The 17338-nt window shown below is 65.5% G+C and carries 15 protein-coding genes; 7 read left to right on the forward strand and 8 right to left on the reverse strand.

Annotated elements, in window-relative coordinates:
- Window positions 1–177 precede the first annotated feature (177 nt).
- Entirely contained in the window at window positions 178–1557 is a 1380-nt protein-coding gene (locus ACFOHJ_RS15700; protein WP_378222051.1) for an aspartate aminotransferase family protein, read from the forward strand.
- Window positions 1558–1643: 86 nt separating this feature from the next.
- Entirely contained in the window at window positions 1644–2009 is a 366-nt protein-coding gene (locus tag ACFOHJ_RS15705; protein WP_378222053.1) for a hypothetical protein, read from the forward strand.
- Between the two features lie 236 nt (window positions 2010–2245).
- Here the strand turns inward: ACFOHJ_RS15705 and mmsB are convergent, their stop codons facing one another.
- Window positions 2246–3130: a 3-hydroxyisobutyrate dehydrogenase gene (mmsB, locus tag ACFOHJ_RS15710; protein WP_378222055.1), complete on the reverse strand. Its 885-nt coding sequence runs from the start codon at window positions 3128–3130 to the stop codon at window positions 2246–2248.
- A 96-nt stretch (window positions 3131–3226) separates the two neighbouring features.
- The gene (locus ACFOHJ_RS15715) at window positions 3227–4396 is read right to left on the reverse strand and encodes an isobutyryl-CoA dehydrogenase (protein WP_378222056.1); all 1170 of its coding nucleotides are present in this window, start codon (window positions 4394–4396) and stop codon (window positions 3227–3229) included.
- A 132-nt stretch (window positions 4397–4528) separates the two neighbouring features.
- Between ACFOHJ_RS15715 and ACFOHJ_RS15720 the strand changes: the two genes are divergently transcribed.
- The gene (locus tag ACFOHJ_RS15720) at window positions 4529–6001 is read left to right on the forward strand and encodes a cobyric acid synthase (RefSeq protein WP_378222058.1); all 1473 of its coding nucleotides are present in this window, start codon (window positions 4529–4531) and stop codon (window positions 5999–6001) included.
- A gap of 99 nt (window positions 6002–6100) precedes the next feature.
- Here ACFOHJ_RS15720 and rsmA read toward each other — a convergent pair whose 3' ends face one another.
- The 6 genes from rsmA to lptF all read right to left on the reverse strand — a co-directional run bounded on the left by rsmA (window position 6101) and on the right by lptF (window position 13682).
- Window positions 6101–6931 carry a 16S rRNA (adenine(1518)-N(6)/adenine(1519)-N(6))-dimethyltransferase RsmA gene (gene rsmA, locus ACFOHJ_RS15725; protein WP_378222060.1) on the reverse strand — a complete coding sequence of 277 codons (831 nt, stop codon included), beginning with the start codon at window positions 6929–6931 and terminating at the stop codon, window positions 6101–6103.
- Window positions 6928–7956, reverse strand: a complete 1029-nt coding sequence (gene pdxA, locus ACFOHJ_RS15730; RefSeq protein ID WP_378222062.1) for a 4-hydroxythreonine-4-phosphate dehydrogenase PdxA — start codon at window positions 7954–7956, stop codon at window positions 6928–6930. Before pdxA ends, rsmA begins: the two co-directional genes overlap by 4 nt.
- 10 nt (window positions 7957–7966) lie before the next feature.
- Window positions 7967–8899, reverse strand: a complete 933-nt coding sequence (locus ACFOHJ_RS15735) for a peptidylprolyl isomerase (RefSeq protein ID WP_378222063.1) — start codon at window positions 8897–8899, stop codon at window positions 7967–7969.
- 93 nt (window positions 8900–8992) lie between these two features.
- Window positions 8993–11329: an LPS-assembly protein LptD gene (locus tag ACFOHJ_RS15740; RefSeq protein ID WP_378222064.1), complete on the reverse strand. Its 2337-nt coding sequence runs from the start codon at window positions 11327–11329 to the stop codon at window positions 8993–8995.
- Window positions 11330–11424: 95 nt separating this feature from the next.
- Complete coding sequence (gene lptG, locus ACFOHJ_RS15745; RefSeq protein ID WP_378222065.1) at window positions 11425–12513, reverse strand: LPS export ABC transporter permease LptG; 1089 nt, start codon at window positions 12511–12513, stop codon at window positions 11425–11427.
- Entirely contained in the window at window positions 12510–13682 is a 1173-nt protein-coding gene (gene lptF, locus ACFOHJ_RS15750; RefSeq protein ID WP_378222066.1) for an LPS export ABC transporter permease LptF, read from the reverse strand. The genes lptG and lptF overlap by 4 nt, the downstream gene beginning before the upstream one ends.
- A gap of 321 nt (window positions 13683–14003) precedes the next feature.
- Between lptF and ACFOHJ_RS15755 the strand changes: the two genes are divergently transcribed.
- The 4 genes from ACFOHJ_RS15755 (at window position 14004) to ACFOHJ_RS15770 (ending at window position 17320) form a co-directional block, all read left to right on the forward strand.
- Entirely contained in the window at window positions 14004–15500 is a 1497-nt protein-coding gene (locus tag ACFOHJ_RS15755) for a leucyl aminopeptidase (RefSeq protein WP_378222068.1), read from the forward strand.
- A 1-nt stretch (window position 15501) separates the two neighbouring features.
- Entirely contained in the window at window positions 15502–15951 is a 450-nt protein-coding gene (locus ACFOHJ_RS15760; RefSeq protein WP_378222069.1) for a DNA polymerase III subunit chi, read from the forward strand.
- Complete coding sequence (locus ACFOHJ_RS15765; RefSeq protein WP_378222070.1) at window positions 15948–16802, forward strand: 23S rRNA (adenine(2030)-N(6))-methyltransferase RlmJ; 855 nt, start codon at window positions 15948–15950, stop codon at window positions 16800–16802. The genes ACFOHJ_RS15760 and ACFOHJ_RS15765 overlap by 4 nt, the downstream gene beginning before the upstream one ends.
- A 71-nt stretch (window positions 16803–16873) precedes the next feature.
- Entirely contained in the window at window positions 16874–17320 is a 447-nt protein-coding gene (locus ACFOHJ_RS15770) for a hypothetical protein (protein ID WP_378222072.1), read from the forward strand.
- Window positions 17321–17338: the final 18 nt, after the last annotated feature.

Consider the following 17338-nt stretch of genomic DNA (forward strand, 5'->3'; position numbering starts at 1 on the left):
TGCCGGCCGCCCCGCCAGGAACCAGCAAGAACGCTTCGCCTCGACGCCGTCGAGCCGAACCCTTCATTGCGACCTGCTCAGGCTGTGTGCCCGCATCGGCTATTCGCCCCACGCCGCTTCTTGACCCCGTTTGCCGGCGGCGGTTGTCGCCGTGAGTCAAGAGGAAAGGCTAACCCCATGACATACCAGAACTATTCGCTGAAGCAGCTTCAGCAGATCGATGCCGCGCACCATCTGCATCCGTTTACCGACCACAAGGAACTGCGCGCGGCGGGCTCGCGCGTCATCACGCATGCGCGAGGCCCGTATATCTACGATTCGGAAGGCTTCGAACTGCTGGACGGCATGGCCGGGCTGTGGTGCGTGAATGTCGGCTACGGCCGCGAGGAACTGGCCGAGGCCGCCTATGAGCAGATGAAGGAACTTCCCTATTACAATTCCTTCTTCAAATGCTCGACGCCGACGCCGGTGCTTTTGGCCAAGAAACTGGCCGAGATCGCGCCGCCGTCGGTCAACCAGGTGTTTTTCGGCTCCTCCGGTTCGGAAGCCAACGACACAGCGCTCAGGCTGGTGCGCCATTACTGGGCGCTGGAGGGCAAGCCGGAAAAGAACCGCATCATTTCACGCAGGAACGCCTATCACGGCTCTACGGTCGCCGGCACGTCGCTGGGCGGCATGGAGGCCATGCACAAGCAACTCGGCGGCGCAGTGCCCAACATCGTGCATGTAATGATGCCCTATGCCTATGAACTGGCGCTGCCGGGCGAGAGCGACCACGAATTCGGCCTGCGCGCCGCAAGGGCAGTCGAGGAGGCGATCCTGGAGGCCGGAGCCGACAAGGTCGCGGCCTTCATCGGCGAGCCGATCATGGGCGCGGGCGGGGTGAAGATCCCGCCGATGAGCTACTGGCCCGAGGTCGAGCGCATCTGCCGCAAATACGACGTGCTCTTGATGCTGGACGAGGTCATCACCGGCTATGGCCGCACCGGCGAATGGTTCGCGGCGCAGACGTTCGAGGTTACGCCGGACACGATGACGACGGCCAAGGCGCTGACCTCCGGCTACCAGCCGCTGTCGGCGCTGCTGGTCGGCGACCGCATCGCCGCCACGCTTACCGAGAAGGGCGGGGAGTTTGCCCATGGCTACACCTATTCCGGGCATCCGGTGGCCTGTGCGGTGGCGCTGAAGAACCTCGAGATCATCGAGCGCGAGGGGCTGGTGGAACGCGTGAAGACCGACACCGGTCCCTATTTCGCACAGGCCCTGCGCGAGCGCGTCGCCGGCCACGGCCTGGTGGGCGAGACGCGCTCCGTCGGGCTGATGGGAGCGATCGAGATCGTCAAGGACAAGGCGACGAGGGAGCGCTTCGAGGGCGATGGGCGCGCGGCCGTGGTGGTGCGTGACCATGCCATCGAAAACGGCGTGATGATGCGCGCCACCGGCGACACCATGATCCTGTCGCCGCCGCTGATCTGGACGCGCGAGACGATCGACCTTGCCTGCGAGCGCATCGTCCGCGCGCTCGACCTTGCCGAGGCCGACCTGCGGCGCGCCTGACGCTTCCACAGGTAGCGGAACCAAATCCGCGTCCATATATTGTCATGGCGGGCTACGTCGCCCGCCATTTTTGAGAGTGCACATCCATGAGAGCATCCCCTAAGAGAGCCGCGGCGCTGCGGGCCGCGAGGACGGCCAACGCGTTCATGCTTTCGCCGATGGTGGCGATGATGCGGCTGCCGATTTTGGCGGAGGAAGCGAGCCGGCAGACGCCCTGGCGCGGCGAGACCGGCCGGGCGGTCGCCGAAAAAATGCTTGCGGCGGCCGATGGCGTCTTTTCCGCGCAGATGTCGATGGCGGGCTCGATGGCCGCGTTCTGGCCGGAAGTGATGTCGGGGCGCATGCCCTCGATGCTGAACGGCGTTGCCTTCGAGCGCTCGGTCGAGGCCGCGTTGCGGCTGGCACGCCGCGCCGTGCAGGCCAATTACCGCCGGCTTTCAAGGCGGCCCTGAACGCAAAAACCGCGTCCCTGCAGGGAACGCGGCTTTGCCAGATACGCATGGCGTTTCGCGACCGAACGCTTGCGAAACTTAACTGCTCCGGTACGCAGTACCTGATCCGGAGCGCTGGGCGGATGCGCTGTCCGCCTCGCGTTCCGTTCTACAGGCACATCGTTACCGCGTGGTTAGCAAGAGCTTAATCAAACCTAAATTTGTAATCTTTTTCGCCGGTTGGGCCGGAATTTCCGTCAGGCGGAACGGCCGCGTAGGAAATTGAGGATGCCGGAGAAATCGACGCCGCCGTTACCCTGCGCGTTGAAAAGCGCGTAAAGCTGGGCAGCCTCGGCGCCCATTGGCGTCACCGCGCCGGCGCCTTGCGCGGCTTCCTGCGAAAGCTTCAGGTCCTTCAGCATCAGGGCGGCGGCGAAACCCGGCTTGTAGTCCTTGTTGGCCGGCGAGTTCGGCACCGGGCCGGGGACCGGGCAATAGGAGGTCAGCGACCAGCACTGGCCCGACGAGGTCGAGGCCACGTCGAACAGCGCCTGGTGCGACAGGCCGAGCTTTTCGGCCAGCACGAAGGCTTCGGCGACGCCGATCATGGAAATGCCGAGGATCATGTTGTTGCAGATCTTGGCTGCCTGGCCGGCGCCGTCGCCGCCGCAATGGACGATGCGGCCGGCCATCGGCTTGAGAATGGGTTCGGCCCGCGCGAAAGCTTCGTCCGCACCGCCGGCCATGAAGGTGAGCGTGCCGGCTGTCGCACCGCCGGTGCCGCCGGAAACCGGCGCGTCGATCGACTGGAGCCCGTGCTTCTGTGCCAGCGTATGCGCCTTTTTCGCCGAATCGACGTCGATGGTCGAGCAGTCGATGAACAGCGCGCCGGTCTTGGCCTTGGGCGCGATGTCGCCATAGACGGAAAGCACATGCTTGCCGGCGGGCAGCATGGTGATGACCACATCGGCATCCTTCAGCGCCGCGACGGCGCTCGCCATGACGGTGACGCCATGGTCGCGCGCCACCGCGAGGCTTTCCGCCACCAGATCGAAGCCCTGCACGGTGTGCCCGGCCTTGATGAGGTTGGCGGCCATGGGATTGCCCATGTTGCCGAGGCCGATGAAGGCGATGGTGGTCATGATGAACTCCTCCTCGAATGGGAATAGGGGAGTAAGGGAATAGGGGATGAGGGGAGCAGCGGGTCTCGGCTCTCCACTCCTCAATCCCGTATTCCCTTACTGCCTTCCAATCATGTGGCGCGCCACGATCAGGCGCATGATCTCGTTGGTGCCTTCGAGGATCTGGTGGACGCGCAGGTCGCGCACCAGTTTCTCGACGCCGTAATCGTGCAGGTAGCCGTAGCCGCCGAACAGTTGCAGCGCGTCGTTGGCGACGCGGAAGCCGGTGTCGGTGACGAAGCGCTTGGCCATGGCCGACCATTTCGAGGCGTCGGGCGCCTTGCGGTCGAGCTTCGAGGCGGCGGCGTAGAGGAAGACGCGGGACGCCTGCAACTCGGTTTCCATGTCGGCCAGCCGGAACTGCAGGGCCTGGAACTGGTCTATGGTCTTGCCGAAGGCCTTGCGCTCGGAGGTGTAGGTCAGCGCCTTGTCGAGCGCCGACTGCGCACCGCCCAGCGAGCAGGCGGCGATGTTGAGACGGCCGCCGTCGAGGCCCGCCATGGCGATGGAAAAGCCGGCGCCTTCGCTGGAAAGCAGGTTTTCGGCCGGAACCCGGCAATCCTCGAAGATGACCTGGCGGGTGGACTGCATGTGCCAGCCCATCTTGTGTTCCTGCGCACCGAAGGAGAGCCCCGGCGCATCCTTCGGCACGACTAGCGTGGAAATGCCCTTGGGGCCTTCCGCGCCGGTGCGCGCCATGACCACGTACAGGTCGCTGTCGCCGGCGCCGGAAATGAACTGCTTGGCGCCGTTCAGTACATAGTGGTCGCCGTCCTTCACCGCGCGCGTCTTCAGCGCCGCCGCGTCGGAACCGGAGCCGGGCTCGGTCAGGCAGTAGCTCGCCAGCCACTCCATCGACGTCAGCCTCGGCAGGAAGCGCTGGCGCTGCTCCTCGCTGCCGTAGCGGTCGATCATCGAGGCGGCCATGTTGTGGATCGAGATGAAGGAGGAAAAGGCTGGGCAGGCGTGGGAAAGCGCCTCGAAGACAAGCACCGCGTCGAGCCGGCCCAGCGCCGAGCCGCCGACATCGTCGCGCACATAGATGCCGCCCAGGCCGAGCGGCCCCGTTTCGCGGATCACGTCGGCGGGGAAATGATGGTCGCGGTCCCAGGCGAGCGCGTTCGGCTCCACGCGGTCGGCCGCGAAGGCCTGCGCCATTTCCTGGATGGCACGCTGGTCGTCGTTCAATTCGAATTGAGCGGCGGCCGCATCGACTATGGCGTCCATGACGTCCTCGCTGACGGTTTCAGCCTGTTACCGGGCCGAAGGTTTGGCTATGCGTGGCCGGTAATTTAGACCAATGAGGCCGCCGCGCAACCCCGTCGAAGGGGCAAGGCGCGGCCATGCGGGAGCAAGGCGATGGCCAAGGCGATCATGCTGCAAGGCACGGGATCGGATGTCGGCAAGACGGTGCTGGTCGCAGGCCTGTGCCGTGTGGCGAGGAACCGCGGCCTGAAGGTGCGGCCGTTCAAGCCGCAGAACATGTCGAACAACGCCGCCGTCGCCGAAATCCCCGGCGCGCCGGGAGAGGGCGGCGAGATCGGCCGCGGAACCTGGCTGCAGGCGCTCGCCTGCAGGGCGAAGCCGAGCGTCCACATGAACCCGGTGCTCCTGAAGCCGCAGACCGACATCGGCTCGCAGATCATCGTGCAGGGCAGGGTGTTCGGGCAGGCCGAGGCGCGCGACTACCAGCAACTGCGCGCCGGCCTGCTCGATGCGGTGCTGGATTCGTGGGCCAAGGTGCAGGAAGGCGCCGACCTGGTGGTGGTCGAGGGCGCGGGCTCGCCGGCCGAGATCAACCTGCGCGACCGCGACATCGCCAATATGGGCTTTGCCACGCGCGCCGGCGTGCCGGTGGTGCTGGTTGGCGACATCGACCGGGGCGGGGTGATCGCCTCGCTGGCGGGCACGCACCTGATCCTGCCGGAAGAAGACCGGCGCATGATCGCCGGCTATCTCGTCAACAAGTTTCGCGGCGACGTCTCATTGTTCGATGACGGGCTCGCGGCGGTGGAACGCTTCACCGGTTGGCCCTGTTTCGGCGTGGTGCCGTGGCTGAAGGCGGCGGCGCGGCTACCCTCGGAGGACGCAGTGGTGCTGGAACGGCTGGCCGACGGGCAAAAGCGCCAGCTCAAGGTCGCGGTGCCGATGCTGTCGCGCATCGCCAATTTCGACGACCTCGACCCGCTCAAGGCTGAGCCGCAGGTCGAGGTGGTGTTCGTGCCGCCCGGCCGGGCGTTGCCGCATGACGTCGGGCTGGTGGTCATTCCCGGCTCGAAATCGACCATCGGCGACCTTGCCCAGTTTCGCGAGCAGGGTTGGGACCGCGACCTTGCCGCCCATGTGCGGCGCGGCGGCCATGTCGTGGGCATCTGCGGCGGCTTCCAGATGCTGGGGCGCGTGGTGCGCGATCCGCATGGGATCGAGGGCAGCGTGACCGAAGCGCAGGGCCTCGGCCTGCTCGACGTGGAAACGGTGATGGAGCCGGAAAAGACGGTGCGCAACGTGTCCGCCCGCTCGGTCCGCTTCGGCGTCGGCCTGGAGGGCTACGAAATCCATCTCGGCCGTACTACCGGGCCGGACACGAAGCGGCCGGTCGCGGTGATCGAAGGCATCGACGACGGGGCTGTCTCGGCCGATGGCAAGGTGTCCGGAACCTATCTGCACGGGTTGTTTTCAGCCGACGCCTTTCGCGCGAGATTCCTGGAAAGCCTTGGCGTCAGCGGTGGCGGCGTCGATTATCGCGCCGAGGTCGAGCGGGCCATGGACGAGATTGCCGGCGAGCTTGAAACGCATCTCGACTGTGACGCGCTGCTGGCGCTGGCGCGCTGATGCATGCCTCCCAAAAGCGGGTACCGGTTTGGGATAAGGACATGCGGCAAATCAAGGATGCGTACCGCGCAGTGCGAACCTGAAAGATCGCGACGGGCGTCAGGCAGTACCGGCGTTGGCGAGTGCCACGAATTCCTCGACGCCCAGCGTCTCGGCACGCCGTGTCGGGTCGATGCCGACCTTGTTCAGCAATGCCTCGCCGCCAAGGCTCTTGATGCTTTGGCGCAGCATCTTGCGGCGTTGGCCGAAGGCGGCTTCGGTCACGCGCGCCAGCCGGTTCACGTCGGCAGGAAGCGGTGCGGCGCGCGGCACCAGATGCACCACCGAGGAGGTTACCTTCGGCGGCGGCGTGAACGCCTGCGGCGGCACGTCGAAGGCGATCGTGGCTTCGGTGCGCCAGCCGGCCAGCACGCCGAGCCGGCCATAGGCGCTGCTGCCGGGTTTCGCTACGATCCGCTCGGCCACCTCGCGCTGGAACATCAGCGTCATCGAGGCATAGAAAGGCGGCCATTGCCCGACGGTGAGCCAGCGCACCAGCAGTTCGGTGCCGACATTATAGGGCAGGTTGGCGACGATTTTCGTCGTATCGCCGGTGGCGAGGGCCGAAAAGTCGGCCTTCAGGGCGTCGCCTGAGATGACCTCGAGCCGGCCCGGATAGTGGTCCGAAATCTCCGCCAGCGCCGAAAGGCAGCGCTCGTCGCGCTCGATGGCGACGACGCGGCGGGCGCCGTTGAACAGGAGCGCCCGGGTTAGGCCGCCGGGGCCGGGGCCGACCTCGATCACGGTGGTCTGCGACAGGTCGCCCGCGCTGCGCGCGATCTTGCCGGTCAGGTTGAGGTCGAGCAGAAAGTTCTGGCCAAGCGCCTTTTTGGCCTGGAGGCCATGGCGTTCGATCACTTCGCGCAGCGGCGGCAGGCCGTCGATGCTCACGCCGCGCTCGCCCGGTTGTCCGCCAATTGGCGGGCGAGTTTCAGCGCCGAAATCAGGCTGTCGGGCCTGGCGATGCCCTTGCCGGCGATGCCGAAGGCGGTGCCGTGGTCGGGCGAGGTGCGGATGAAGGGCAGGCCGAGCGTCGCATTGACCCCCTCGTCGAAGGCGAGCGTCTTGGCCGGGATCAGCGCCTGGTCGTGGTACATGCACAGGGCGACGTCGTAACCGGCGCGGGCGCGCGGATGGAACATGGTGTCGGCCGGCAGTGGACCGAAGGCGTCGATGCCTTCCGCGCGCAGCGCCTCGACCGCCGGGCGCACGATGGCCTCGTCCTCCCTGCCCATCGCACCGCCTTCGCCAGCATGCGGATTGAGGCCGGAGACGGCCAGCCGAGGCTTTTCCAGCCCGAATCGGTCCTTCATGTCCCTGGCGGTGATGCGACCGGTCGCGACGATCAACTCGCTGGTCAATACCAATGGCACTTCGGCGAGCGGGATATGAATGGTGACCGGCACCGTGCGCAGGTCGGGTCCCGCCAGGAGCATTACCGGCATCGCCTCTACCCCGGTGCGGCGAAAGGCCAGATGCGCCAGGTATTCGGTGTGGCCGGGAAAGCGGAAGCCGGCGTCGTAGAGCGGCTTCTTGGCGATGGGGCAGGTGACCATGGCGGCGGCCTTGCCGGAAAAGCAGTCTTCCACGGCGCGGTCGATGGCCTCGACGATGCCGGCCGCGTTGGCCTTGTCCGGTTCGCCCGGCAGGTCGGTAAAGCGGGCGGCGAGCGGCACCACCGGCAGCGCCCGTCCGAACACGGCGGGCGCATCGGCCGGCGTCGTCTGTTCGATCTCGACCTCGGCGCCGACCAGCCGCGCCCGCGCGGCAACAACGGCCGGGTCGGCCAGCAGGTAGAAGGCCGGGACGCCGTCACGCTTGCGGTTCTGCCATGCGGCGATCGCCGTTTCGGGGCCGACGCCGGAAGGATCGCCGACGCTCAGCGCCAGCGGAACCGGGGGTGGGGCGGCGGCCATGATGCTTGCTTCAGCGCTTGACGATGCGGGCCTTGGCCTTCAGCTCGCCAAGATACTTGGCGCTGAGCGCGTCCGCCTTGTCGTCGCCGCCTTTGCCGCCGTCGGTGTCGAACATCAACTGCGCCACCTTGTCGTCGGAAACCTGGCGCGAGGAGCAGATGCCGATGAACTCCACGCCGCGCTCGGTTTCGCGCACGCTGGTCGCACCGCCGACCTTGGTGCTCTTGATCTGCTCGGCCCATTCGGGCGGCAGTTGCGGCGCGAGCACGCGGCCGAGGTCACGGACGGTGACGTCGAGCAGACCCTTGGCGAACTGGCGGGTGCTGTCGCAGCCGTTGAAGCGGCTGCGCAGGGCTTCGGCCTCGCGCTTGCGCTTGGCCATCGAGGACCGGCGCTCGGCGGCGGGAACGACGAAAATGACCTGCTGGAGCATGTATTCGGTGGCACTGGGCTTGCTGCCGCCCTTTTCCAGCATGCGCCGGACCATCTCCTGCTCGCTGGTGCCGCCCGAGCCCTGCTCGGCGCGCTGGCGGGCGCCCAAGGCCTGGTTCCAGGCCATCTGCGAGCGGATGAAGGCCTTGAAATGCTCCTTCGTCACGCCCGACTGGGCCATGATGCCGTCGAGCTGCTTGAGCTGCATCTTGTTCGAGGAGGCAAAGCGCGCATAGGCCTCGTCGACCTGGGCATCGCTGACGCGGATGCCGAGGCGCTTCGCCTCGGCGAGCCGCAGCGTCTGCTCGATCATCTCGTTGGCGGCGTCGCCCTTCTTGCGCTGCAGGCGCAGGAAGGCGGCGCGGTGCTTGATGTCACCCGTCGTGATCGGCACATCGTTGACGATATACTTGATCGTATCGGCGAAAGCAGGCGGCGCCATAGTGGCAACAAGGACCGGCGTTGCCATGACCAAAAATGCCAATCCTGCCGAAAACAGGTATTTCCTCATCGAAAGCGTCCAATTCCACCAGTAACGGGTCTTTTCAAAACGGATGACCCTTGCCAGCCCTATGAGGCAAAACCGTGTCGCCGCGCTGCGGCATCACTGATCGATAACGTTGTCCTTCGCCCCGCCGAAGTCACCGAGGGTACGGAATGAAATATTGAATCCGATGTTCTGCGATCTTTCCGCAGTGCGGCTGGAGCGTGTTTCGGAAAACGTCATCAGATAGGTAAAGCACTCGTCGGCATAGGAAAATCCGATGCCCTTGCGGGCCATGAAGCTGTTTTCAATATCGTAGGTGCCCGACCCGAACAGCCGCCAATGCTCGCTGAGGCGCGTGCTGGCGCCGAGCGATACCTCGTGGCGATCCTTGTCGAAGCCGTAAGGCTCCTGCTTCTGGATGAAGGTGTAGCTGGAGGTGAGCGTCACCGGCGTGCTGGCATAGGCGGCCTTGACCTCGGCGCGCCGGGCCTCGAAGCTCTTCTCGTCGAAGCGGCCGCTGACGGAGGCCGAGAAGCCGTTGGGGCTGGCAAAGCCGGCGAGCGCGACGAAATCGGACGTATTGGTTTCCAAGCCGGAAAAGGCGCCGGCATTGACCAGATCGGGCGAGGCGAAGGAATTTTCCCCCGCCACCTGGTAGGATTGGCCGAAGATGGCGTTGGTCGTCCAGCCGTTTTCGTAGCTGCCCGAATAACGCAGGCCGACATTGACGCGGGTGCCGCCTTCGATGCGGTCGTAGCCCGAGAACTTGTCGCGGTCGAACAGCGTCGTGGCGTCGAAGACGAAACTTTGCGCATCCTCGTTGGGAATGCCGAGGCCGCCGACATAGCGCTCGTTGGGGCGCACGAAGGTCTGCACCACAGGCTCGAGGATGTGGCTGGAGCCGGCCATGGAGAACAGGATCGGATAGCGCAATTCCAGCCCGGCGGTCGCCATGAAGCGGGCAAAGGAGGAACGATCGTCGGCGGTGACGCCGGGATGAAGCGACTGGATATTCGGGTTGCCGGCCATGTCGTTGATCGCGGCGAGCGAACCGGCCGAGGCATTGACGTAGTTGGCGTCGGCCTGGAAGGCGAGCAGCGGCGTGATCACCAGCCCGCCATCGGTGATGAAGGTCCGCTTCCATTCGGCTTCGCCGGTCAGCCGTCCGGACTCGCCTTCGATGCCGGGCACGCGCTGGACCGGCGTGGTGTCGTCGTACGGTTCGTTGAACGCGCGGTCGAGGTCGTTACGGTGGATTACCCGCGAATTGAGGTTGAAGCTCAATTGCCCGCCGGCCAGCGGCGTATCGGGGATATAGGCGTAGTCGAGGCTGGGCAGGACCCAGGGCTGTTCCTTGGCGCGCGCCTTGGGGTCGCTGTTGAAGGCGTCTTCCTGCACCTCGAAATGCATGGCGCGCAGGTCGAAATAGTTACGGTCGTTGAGACCGGTAAGGTAGACCTCGGAGCGGTGGACCTTCTGGTCGTAGCCGTCGATGCTGTAGGTGTGGGCGAAGTTCTTGTCGCTCTGGACGAGAATGTCCCAGCCGAAGTTCCAGCGCGAATTGATCGCGAACTGGCCCTTGGTGCCCATCATGCCCCGGGTCTTGTTGGCGTCGCCCGCAAAGCCCCTGTCGACGGTGTCGCGGGCGAACGCGCCCGGATCGGCCTGGCGCATGCCGGCGACCTTCAGGCTGTACTCGCCGTTGTCGAAGCGCTGGCGCCATTCCGCCTCGCCGAGGAAGCCCTGCCGGGAGAAGTAGGTGCTCTTGGCGGTCAGGTCATAGGTCGGGGCCAGCGCCAGGTAATAGGGGATCGAGACGCCGACGCCGAGCTTGTTGTTGTAGCTGATGCCCGGCATCAGGAAGCCGCTCTTGCGCTTCACCGTCGGGTCCGCGATCTCGAAGGCGGGCAGGTAGGCGATCGGGAAGCCGAAGAACTCGAAATTCGATTCCTCGAAACGGATCGTCTTCCGCTCGCCGTTCCAGATCACCTTGCGCGCCTTGATGCGCCAGATCGGCGCCGTGTCCGGCTTGTCCTCGCAGGGCGCGCACGCGGTGTAGACGCCGTTGTGGAAAGTGGTCAGCACGCCGCCCATGCGCTCGGCGCTTTCGGCGGCCATGTAGGTCTTGTCCACCGTTTCGACGCGCAGCGCGTTGACGAAGCCGTTGCCGAAGTCGTCGGTGATGTCGGCGTGGTCGGAATAGACCTTGGTGCCGTCGCTGTTGACGAGCTGGACGTTGCCGCTGGCCACCAGGCGCTTGGTCTTGCGGTCGTAAGTGACGCGCTGGGCGACGAGGCGGTTGCCGTCATAGTCGATCTGGACGCCGCCGACGGCCGTCACCGTCTGCCGGTCGTTGTCATAGACCAGCGTGTCGGCCTCGAGCAGCATCTGCGCGTTGGGATTGACCTTGGTCGCCGCCAGTTCGGCGAGGTCCTGCGCCTGGGCCGGCAGCATCGGAAAGGCGCACGAAAATAGGCACGCCAAGGCCGTCGCCCCGTAAAGGCGCGCCAAACGCGCTGTCCTACGGCTACGCAAAACATCCCCTTCCACTAGCCGTCTTCCTTGTACAGCAGGAACGTCACCCCAAAAAACATTGCCACGACGACAGGAAACCAGGCGGCCACGACAGTCGGCACGAATCCGGCAATTCCAAATGCCTTGACGAGAACCGTCACGACATAAAGCAGAAAGCCCGCGACGATGCCACCTAAAATCATTATCGCCGACTGCCCCATCCTCGCGAAGCGCATCGAAACCGTGGCCGCGATCAGCGTCATGGCGACGAGCAGGAAAGGAAGCGCCATCAGCGAATCGAATTGCATGGCGAAGGCATTTGCCCTGAGCCCGAACGAGCGGGCAACGTCTATCTTCTGCGGCAATTCGTAGAAGGGGATCGTTTCCGGCATCGCCAGCCGTTCCTGCACGAATTCCGGCTTGAGATTGGTGTCGACGCGGTCGCTGTCCCTGGTTTCGACAGCCTGTCCCTCGCGAAAGATGCGGACGTCGCGCAGTTCCCAGTAGCCGTCGCGCAGGTAGACATGCTTGGCGTCCTTGCGCTCGACGATGTCGCCCTGCGGATCGAGGACGAAGAACGAGGCGTCGGCCATTTCGAGGCCTTGGTTCAGGACCGCATGGGCGCCGATGATGGTGTCGCTGGAAGCCGTCTTCTGGCGGAGCCATGGCGCCGCATTGGCCGAAATGGCGTTGGACTTGCCGGAGCGCAGTGCGCTTTCCATCTGGTCGGAGAGGGAGAAGCCGTAGGCCGCGATCGGGTTGAGCACGGCAACCGACAGTACGCCGAACAACAGCGCGCCGATGCAGGCCGGCAGCAGGAACTGCCACGCCGATATGCCGGCCGAGCGGGCAATGACCAGCTCGTATTTGCGGTTCAGGGAAACCAGCATCGCCATCGCGGCGAACAGGCCGATGAAGGGCACGGTCTGGAGCATGATCATCGGTATGCGCATCGCCGAGATCGTCAGCACCGTGAAATAGGTGAAGCCCGGCAGCCGCGCGGTCCGGCTGGTCAGCTCCGTGAAGTCGATCAGGAACACCAGCGCGAAGATGCCGAGGAAGAACCACAGCGTGATCGTGGCGTAGCGGAAGAAGAAATAGCGGCCCAGCGTCCAGCCCATCACGCGGCTCCCTGCGTGCGCGGGGCCAGCCGGTGGAGCAGGCGGCGGCCGAGCGCCATGCCGGCGTCGATCCAGTTCATCGGCAGTTCCATCGTCTTCTGGGCGCGGATGAACAGGATGGCGACCACGGACGCCAGGATCGGGACCGCGAACATGAAGTAGCCGAAGACGGGGGTACCCTTGGATTCGCCCTCGGCGAAGAAGGCCAGCCAGCGGACGAACAGGCAGATGGTGATCGCGGTGATCAGGGGATGGACGCGCGCTTCCCGGTGCGACTTGGGATCGCCGGCGACGGCGAGCGCAATCAGCGCGAAGGCGATGGGGAACAGCCAGTCGGAGAAGCGCTTGTTGAGCTCGGTCTGGTAAAGATTGGGCGACTGCTTGTAGATCGGGTCGTTGGCGTCGGGATCGAGGAGGTACTGGGTCGTCTGGTCCTTGGGCAGGAGCTTGGCCTGGCCGGCGTCCGAGGCAAAGGCGGACAGGTCGAACACGTAGGAGGTGAAGCGCACGACTGACACGTCGCCCGAGGGCACCTTGCGCTGGACGACGCCGTCATTCATCAGAAGCACCTGCTTGCCGTCGCGCTCCAGGATCGCGCCGGTCTTGGCGTAGTAGATCAAGTCGACCCCTTCATTGCGCGAATCGGCCACGAAGACGCCGCCCAGCCGGTTGTCGGAAAAGCGCTCGCCGACCTGGACGAACAGGCCGTCCTCGATCTTGCGGAACGTTCCCTCCTGGATGATCAGCGACAGGAAGTCGGCGCGCGCCGACGCCACCAGCTCGCGATTCTTCTGGCGGGCATAGGGGTCGATGCCGTTGTGGACGACGAAGCAGAAGATGCTTGCCCCCAGCGCCAGAAGTAGGATCGGCCGCACCACGGTCATGCGCGAAGCGCCGGCGGCGCTGATGACCACCAGCTCGGAATCGGCATTCATGGTGCTCAGCGTCTGGGCGACGGCGACCACCAGCGCGAACGGCACGACGATCGGGATGATCTGCGGAATGATGAGCGAGGCGACCTTGAAGAAGGTGAGGGCGGACTGGCCGCTGTCGGTGACCAGGTCGATGCGCGCCAGGACCTGCGTGGTCCATACGATCGTCAGCGTCCACAGGAGCGTGCCCATGAAAAGCGCGAAAGCGCGCCGCATGATGTAGCGTTCGACGACCTTCATTCAGACTGGTTCTCGGCTGCTTTCGACCGGCATCATGCCCGTGGACAAAATATCTGCCCCACGAGGCACACACAACAGGGTTGCTCATGTTTCGGTTGTCCACGCCTGCCCCGGCCTGTCCAATTGTCGGGAAGAGTGGATAAGAAACCGCAAAGGCGAATGGTAAACGGAGCGTTACGGCAAAAACCGGGGGCCGGCGACAGGCGCGAGCGGCCCTGCGACAAAGAAGCGCCGATGGCCGATTTGCCGCGCGAGGGTTGCTAAAAGGCACAAAACGACGAAATGTTGCGCGTCATTTCGCCATTCTCGAAAGCCAGCCTCATGTCTTCCCGCCCGACCATCGCCTTCGCCAAATTCGCCGCCCCGGCGAAAGGCGCCGTCTTCGTCCTACTTGGCGAGGACGGCGAGACGGGCGAGGTGGCGGCTGCAGCCGACCCGGCGGGCGTGCTTCGCCGCGCCGCGCCGGCGGCCGGATTTTCTGGGAAGTTGGGCGGCATTGTGGAAGTTCTCGCTCCCGAAGGGGTTGCCTGCGACCGGTTGGTCGGCGTGGGAACCGGCAAGACGGCTGCGCTCGATGAATATGCGTGGCTGAGGCTCGGCGGCGCCATTGCCGCCTCGCTGCGCAAGGCCACGGAGGCGACGGTGGTGCTCGACGCGCCGGGCCTTTCCATCGGCCCCGCGCAGGCGGCGGACCTGGCGGCAGGCCTTGTTTTGCGCAGCTACCGCTTCGACAAATACAAGAAAGCCCGCAAGGACGACGATTCCGCCGAGGAGGCGAAGAAGCCGGCCAAGGTAACCATCCAGTGCGCCGATCCGGCCAAGGCGCGCAAGGCCTTTGCCGAGGCAGCGGCGGTGGCCGATGGCGTGTTCCTGGCCCGCGACCTCGTCAACGAACCGGCCAACGTGCTCGGCCCGGTGGAATTCGCCGAGCGCGCCAGGGAACTGGAGGCGCTGGGCGTCAAGGTCGAGATCCTGGCCGAAAAGGAGATGCGCAAGCTCGGCATGGGGCTGCTTCTCGGCGTTGCCCAGGGGTCTCCGCGCGGCGCGCGCCTCGCGGTCATGCGGTGGACCGGCGGCAGGACCGGGGACAAGCCGATCGCTTTCGTCGGCAAGGGGGTGACCTTCGATACGGGCGGCAATTCGATCAAGTCGGCCGCCGGCATGGAGGACATGAAGGGCGACATGGGCGGGGCTGCCGCGGTGACCGGGTTGATGCACGCGCTCGCCGCCCGCAAGGCCAAGGTCAATGTCGTCGGTGTCATCGGGCTGGTGGAAAACGCCGTCGACGGCCATGCCCAGCGCCCCGGCGATATCGTCACCTCGATGTCGGGCCAGACCGTCGAGGTGATGAACACCGACGCGGAAGGCCGCCTCGTGCTGGCCGATGCTCTGTGGTACTGCAACGAGCGGTTCGGGCCGAAATTCATGGTCAACCTGGCGACTTTGACCGGTGCGGTGATGGTGGCGCTCGGCGCGTACCATGCCGGGCTTTTCTCCAATGACGACGAATTGGCCGGGCAACTGGTCGAGGCCGGGCTTTCGACGCAGGAGCGCGTGTGGCGCCTGCCGATGGGGCCGGACTACGACAAACTGATCGATTCGAAGAACGCCGACATGAAGAATGTCGGCGGCCGCCAGGGCGGCGCCATCACCGCCGCGCAGTTCCTGAAGCGTTTCGTCAAGGAAACACCGTGGGCGCATCTCGACATTGCCGGGACCGCGATCGCCGCGCCCGCCACCGAGATCAACCAGTCCTGGGCTTCGGGCTTCGGCGTGCGCTTGCTCGACCGCCTAGTCCGCGATCATTACGAGCGCTGAATTGGCCGAGGTCCTGTTCTACCACCTGACGGAATCGACGCTGGAAGAGGCGCTGCCCGGCCTTCTGGAGCGCAGCGTCGGGCGCGGCTGGCGCGCCGTGGTGCAGACCGGAAGCGAGGAACGGCGCGATGCGCTCGACCAGCACCTGTGGATATTTCGCGACGATTCCTTCCTCGCCCACGGCACCGACCGCGAGCCATACGCCACCGAACAGCCGGTGCTGCTGACGACGGGCGAGGCCAACGCCAACGGGGCCGACATCCGCTTCCTGGTCGATGGCGCGGTGCCGCCGGACCTTACCGGCTACGAACGGGCAGTGTTCCTGTTCGACGGCCACGACGCCGAACAATTGCAGGCGGCGCGCGGGCACTGGAAGGCGATGAAGGCGTCGGGCCATGACGTCACCTACTGGCAGCAGGGCGCCGACCGGCGCTGGGAGCGCAAGGCGTGAACTACCGCCACGCCTATCATGCCGGCAATTTCGCCGATGTCGTCAAGCACGCGGTGCTGGCGCGGCTGATCGAGTACCTGAAGCTGAAGGAAAAGGCCTTCCGCGTCATCGATACCCATGCCGGCATCGGTCTTTACGATCTTTCCTCGCAGGAAGCGCAGAAAACCGGCGAATGGAAAGGCGGGATCGGCAAGTTGATCGGCGCCGAACTGGAGCCGCAGGCGGCAGTATTGCTGGCGCCATACCTTGAAGCGGTTCGCGCCGTCGGCGGCGAGGGCGCGCTGCGCAGCTATCCGGGTTCGCCGCTGATCGCCCGGCACCTGTTGCGCAAGCAGGACCGGCTTTCGGCGATCGAACTGCATCCCAAGGATGCGGCATTGCTGAAAACGCGGTTCGAGGGCGACTACCAGGCGCGGGTCATCGAACTGGACGGCTGGCTGGCGCTGGGCGCACACCTGCCGCCGAAGGAAAAGCGCGGGCTGGTGCTGGTCGATCCGCCGTTCGAGGAGGAGGGCGAGTTCGGCCGGCTGGTCAAGGGGCTGGCCCGGGCGCACCAGCGCTGGCCGGGCGGCATCTATGCGCTGTGGTACCCGATCAAGGACCGGGTGGCGGTCTCGCGGTTCAGGCGCGACCTTGCCGAATCGGGCATTGCCAAGATACTCGACATCGCCTTCGAAATCCGGCCGCCGTCGTCGGTCGCCAGCCTGGACGGCAGCGGCCTGGTGGTGGTGAACCCGCCGTTCACGCTGGAAAAGGAGCTCGAGACGCTGCTGCCGGCGCTGCTTCGGCAGCTGGCGGTGGAACAACCCGCGCGCTGGGCGGTTGAATGGCTGGCCGGCGAAAACGCCTGATTGCACGGCCGCTTGACCGCGGCGCGCCTAGACCGCAAACTGCACAGCCTGCTCCCAAAGAGATCATCATCATGAGTCGCTTTCTTGCTTCCGTTCTTGCCGCGCTGATCGGGATTTCGACGCCGATCGTCACCGCGCCGACCGCGTTCGCGGCCGACCTGCCGGGCTATGTCGACTACGGCAGCGACAGCGGGGTCTGCGCACAGCCCTGGGTCCTCAACCGGATCACCAGCCGCTTCCGCTACCAGGTGCACAACGTGCCGAACCTGCCGGACGTCGCGATCGTCGACTTCCAGCGTATCCGCGAGAATCGCTACCTGCCGGCCAGCGAGCAATGGCCGATCGGCCGCCGCTATTGCGGCGCCACGGTGGCGCTGTCGGATGGCCAGAGCCGCCCGATCTGGTACCTGATCGAGGAAGGGCAGGGGTTTGCCTCGGTCGGCAACAATGTCGAATTCTGCGTCGCCGGCTTCGATCGCTGGATGGTCTATAACGGCCGCTGCCGCGTCCTGCGCTGACAGAGCGCGGCGCCATGA

This window comes from Aquamicrobium soli, assembly GCF_042646345.1.
GTDB classification, from domain to species: domain Bacteria; phylum Pseudomonadota; class Alphaproteobacteria; order Rhizobiales; family Rhizobiaceae; genus Mesorhizobium; species Mesorhizobium soli_A.

Bases quoted from the DNA above. Each gene is read 5' to 3' on its own strand.
- ACFOHJ_RS15700 (WP_378222051.1), top strand. From the start codon at position 178: ATGACATACCAGAACTATTCGCTGAAGCAGCTTCAGCAGATCGATGCC.
- ACFOHJ_RS15705 (WP_378222053.1), top strand. From the start codon at position 1,644: ATGAGAGCATCCCCTAAGAGAGCCGCGGCGCTGCGGGCCGCGAGGACG.
- mmsB (WP_378222055.1), bottom strand. From the start codon at position 3,130: ATGACCACCATCGCCTTCATCGGCCTCGGCAACATGGGCAATCCCATG.
- ACFOHJ_RS15715 (WP_378222056.1), bottom strand. From the start codon at position 4,396: ATGGACGCCATAGTCGATGCGGCCGCCGCTCAATTCGAATTGAACGAC.
- ACFOHJ_RS15720 (WP_378222058.1), top strand. From the start codon at position 4,529: ATGGCCAAGGCGATCATGCTGCAAGGCACGGGATCGGATGTCGGCAAG.
- pdxA (WP_378222062.1), bottom strand. From the start codon at position 7,956: ATGGCCGCCGCCCCACCCCCGGTTCCGCTGGCGCTGAGCGTCGGCGAT.
- ACFOHJ_RS15735 (WP_378222063.1), bottom strand. From the start codon at position 8,899: ATGAGGAAATACCTGTTTTCGGCAGGATTGGCATTTTTGGTCATGGCA.
- ACFOHJ_RS15740 (WP_378222064.1), bottom strand. From the start codon at position 11,329: ATGCTGCCGGCCCAGGCGCAGGACCTCGCCGAACTGGCGGCGACCAAG.
- lptF (WP_378222066.1), bottom strand. From the start codon at position 13,682: ATGAAGGTCGTCGAACGCTACATCATGCGGCGCGCTTTCGCGCTTTTC.
- ACFOHJ_RS15755 (WP_378222068.1), top strand. From the start codon at position 14,004: ATGTCTTCCCGCCCGACCATCGCCTTCGCCAAATTCGCCGCCCCGGCG.
- ACFOHJ_RS15770 (WP_378222072.1), top strand. From the start codon at position 16,874: ATGAGTCGCTTTCTTGCTTCCGTTCTTGCCGCGCTGATCGGGATTTCG.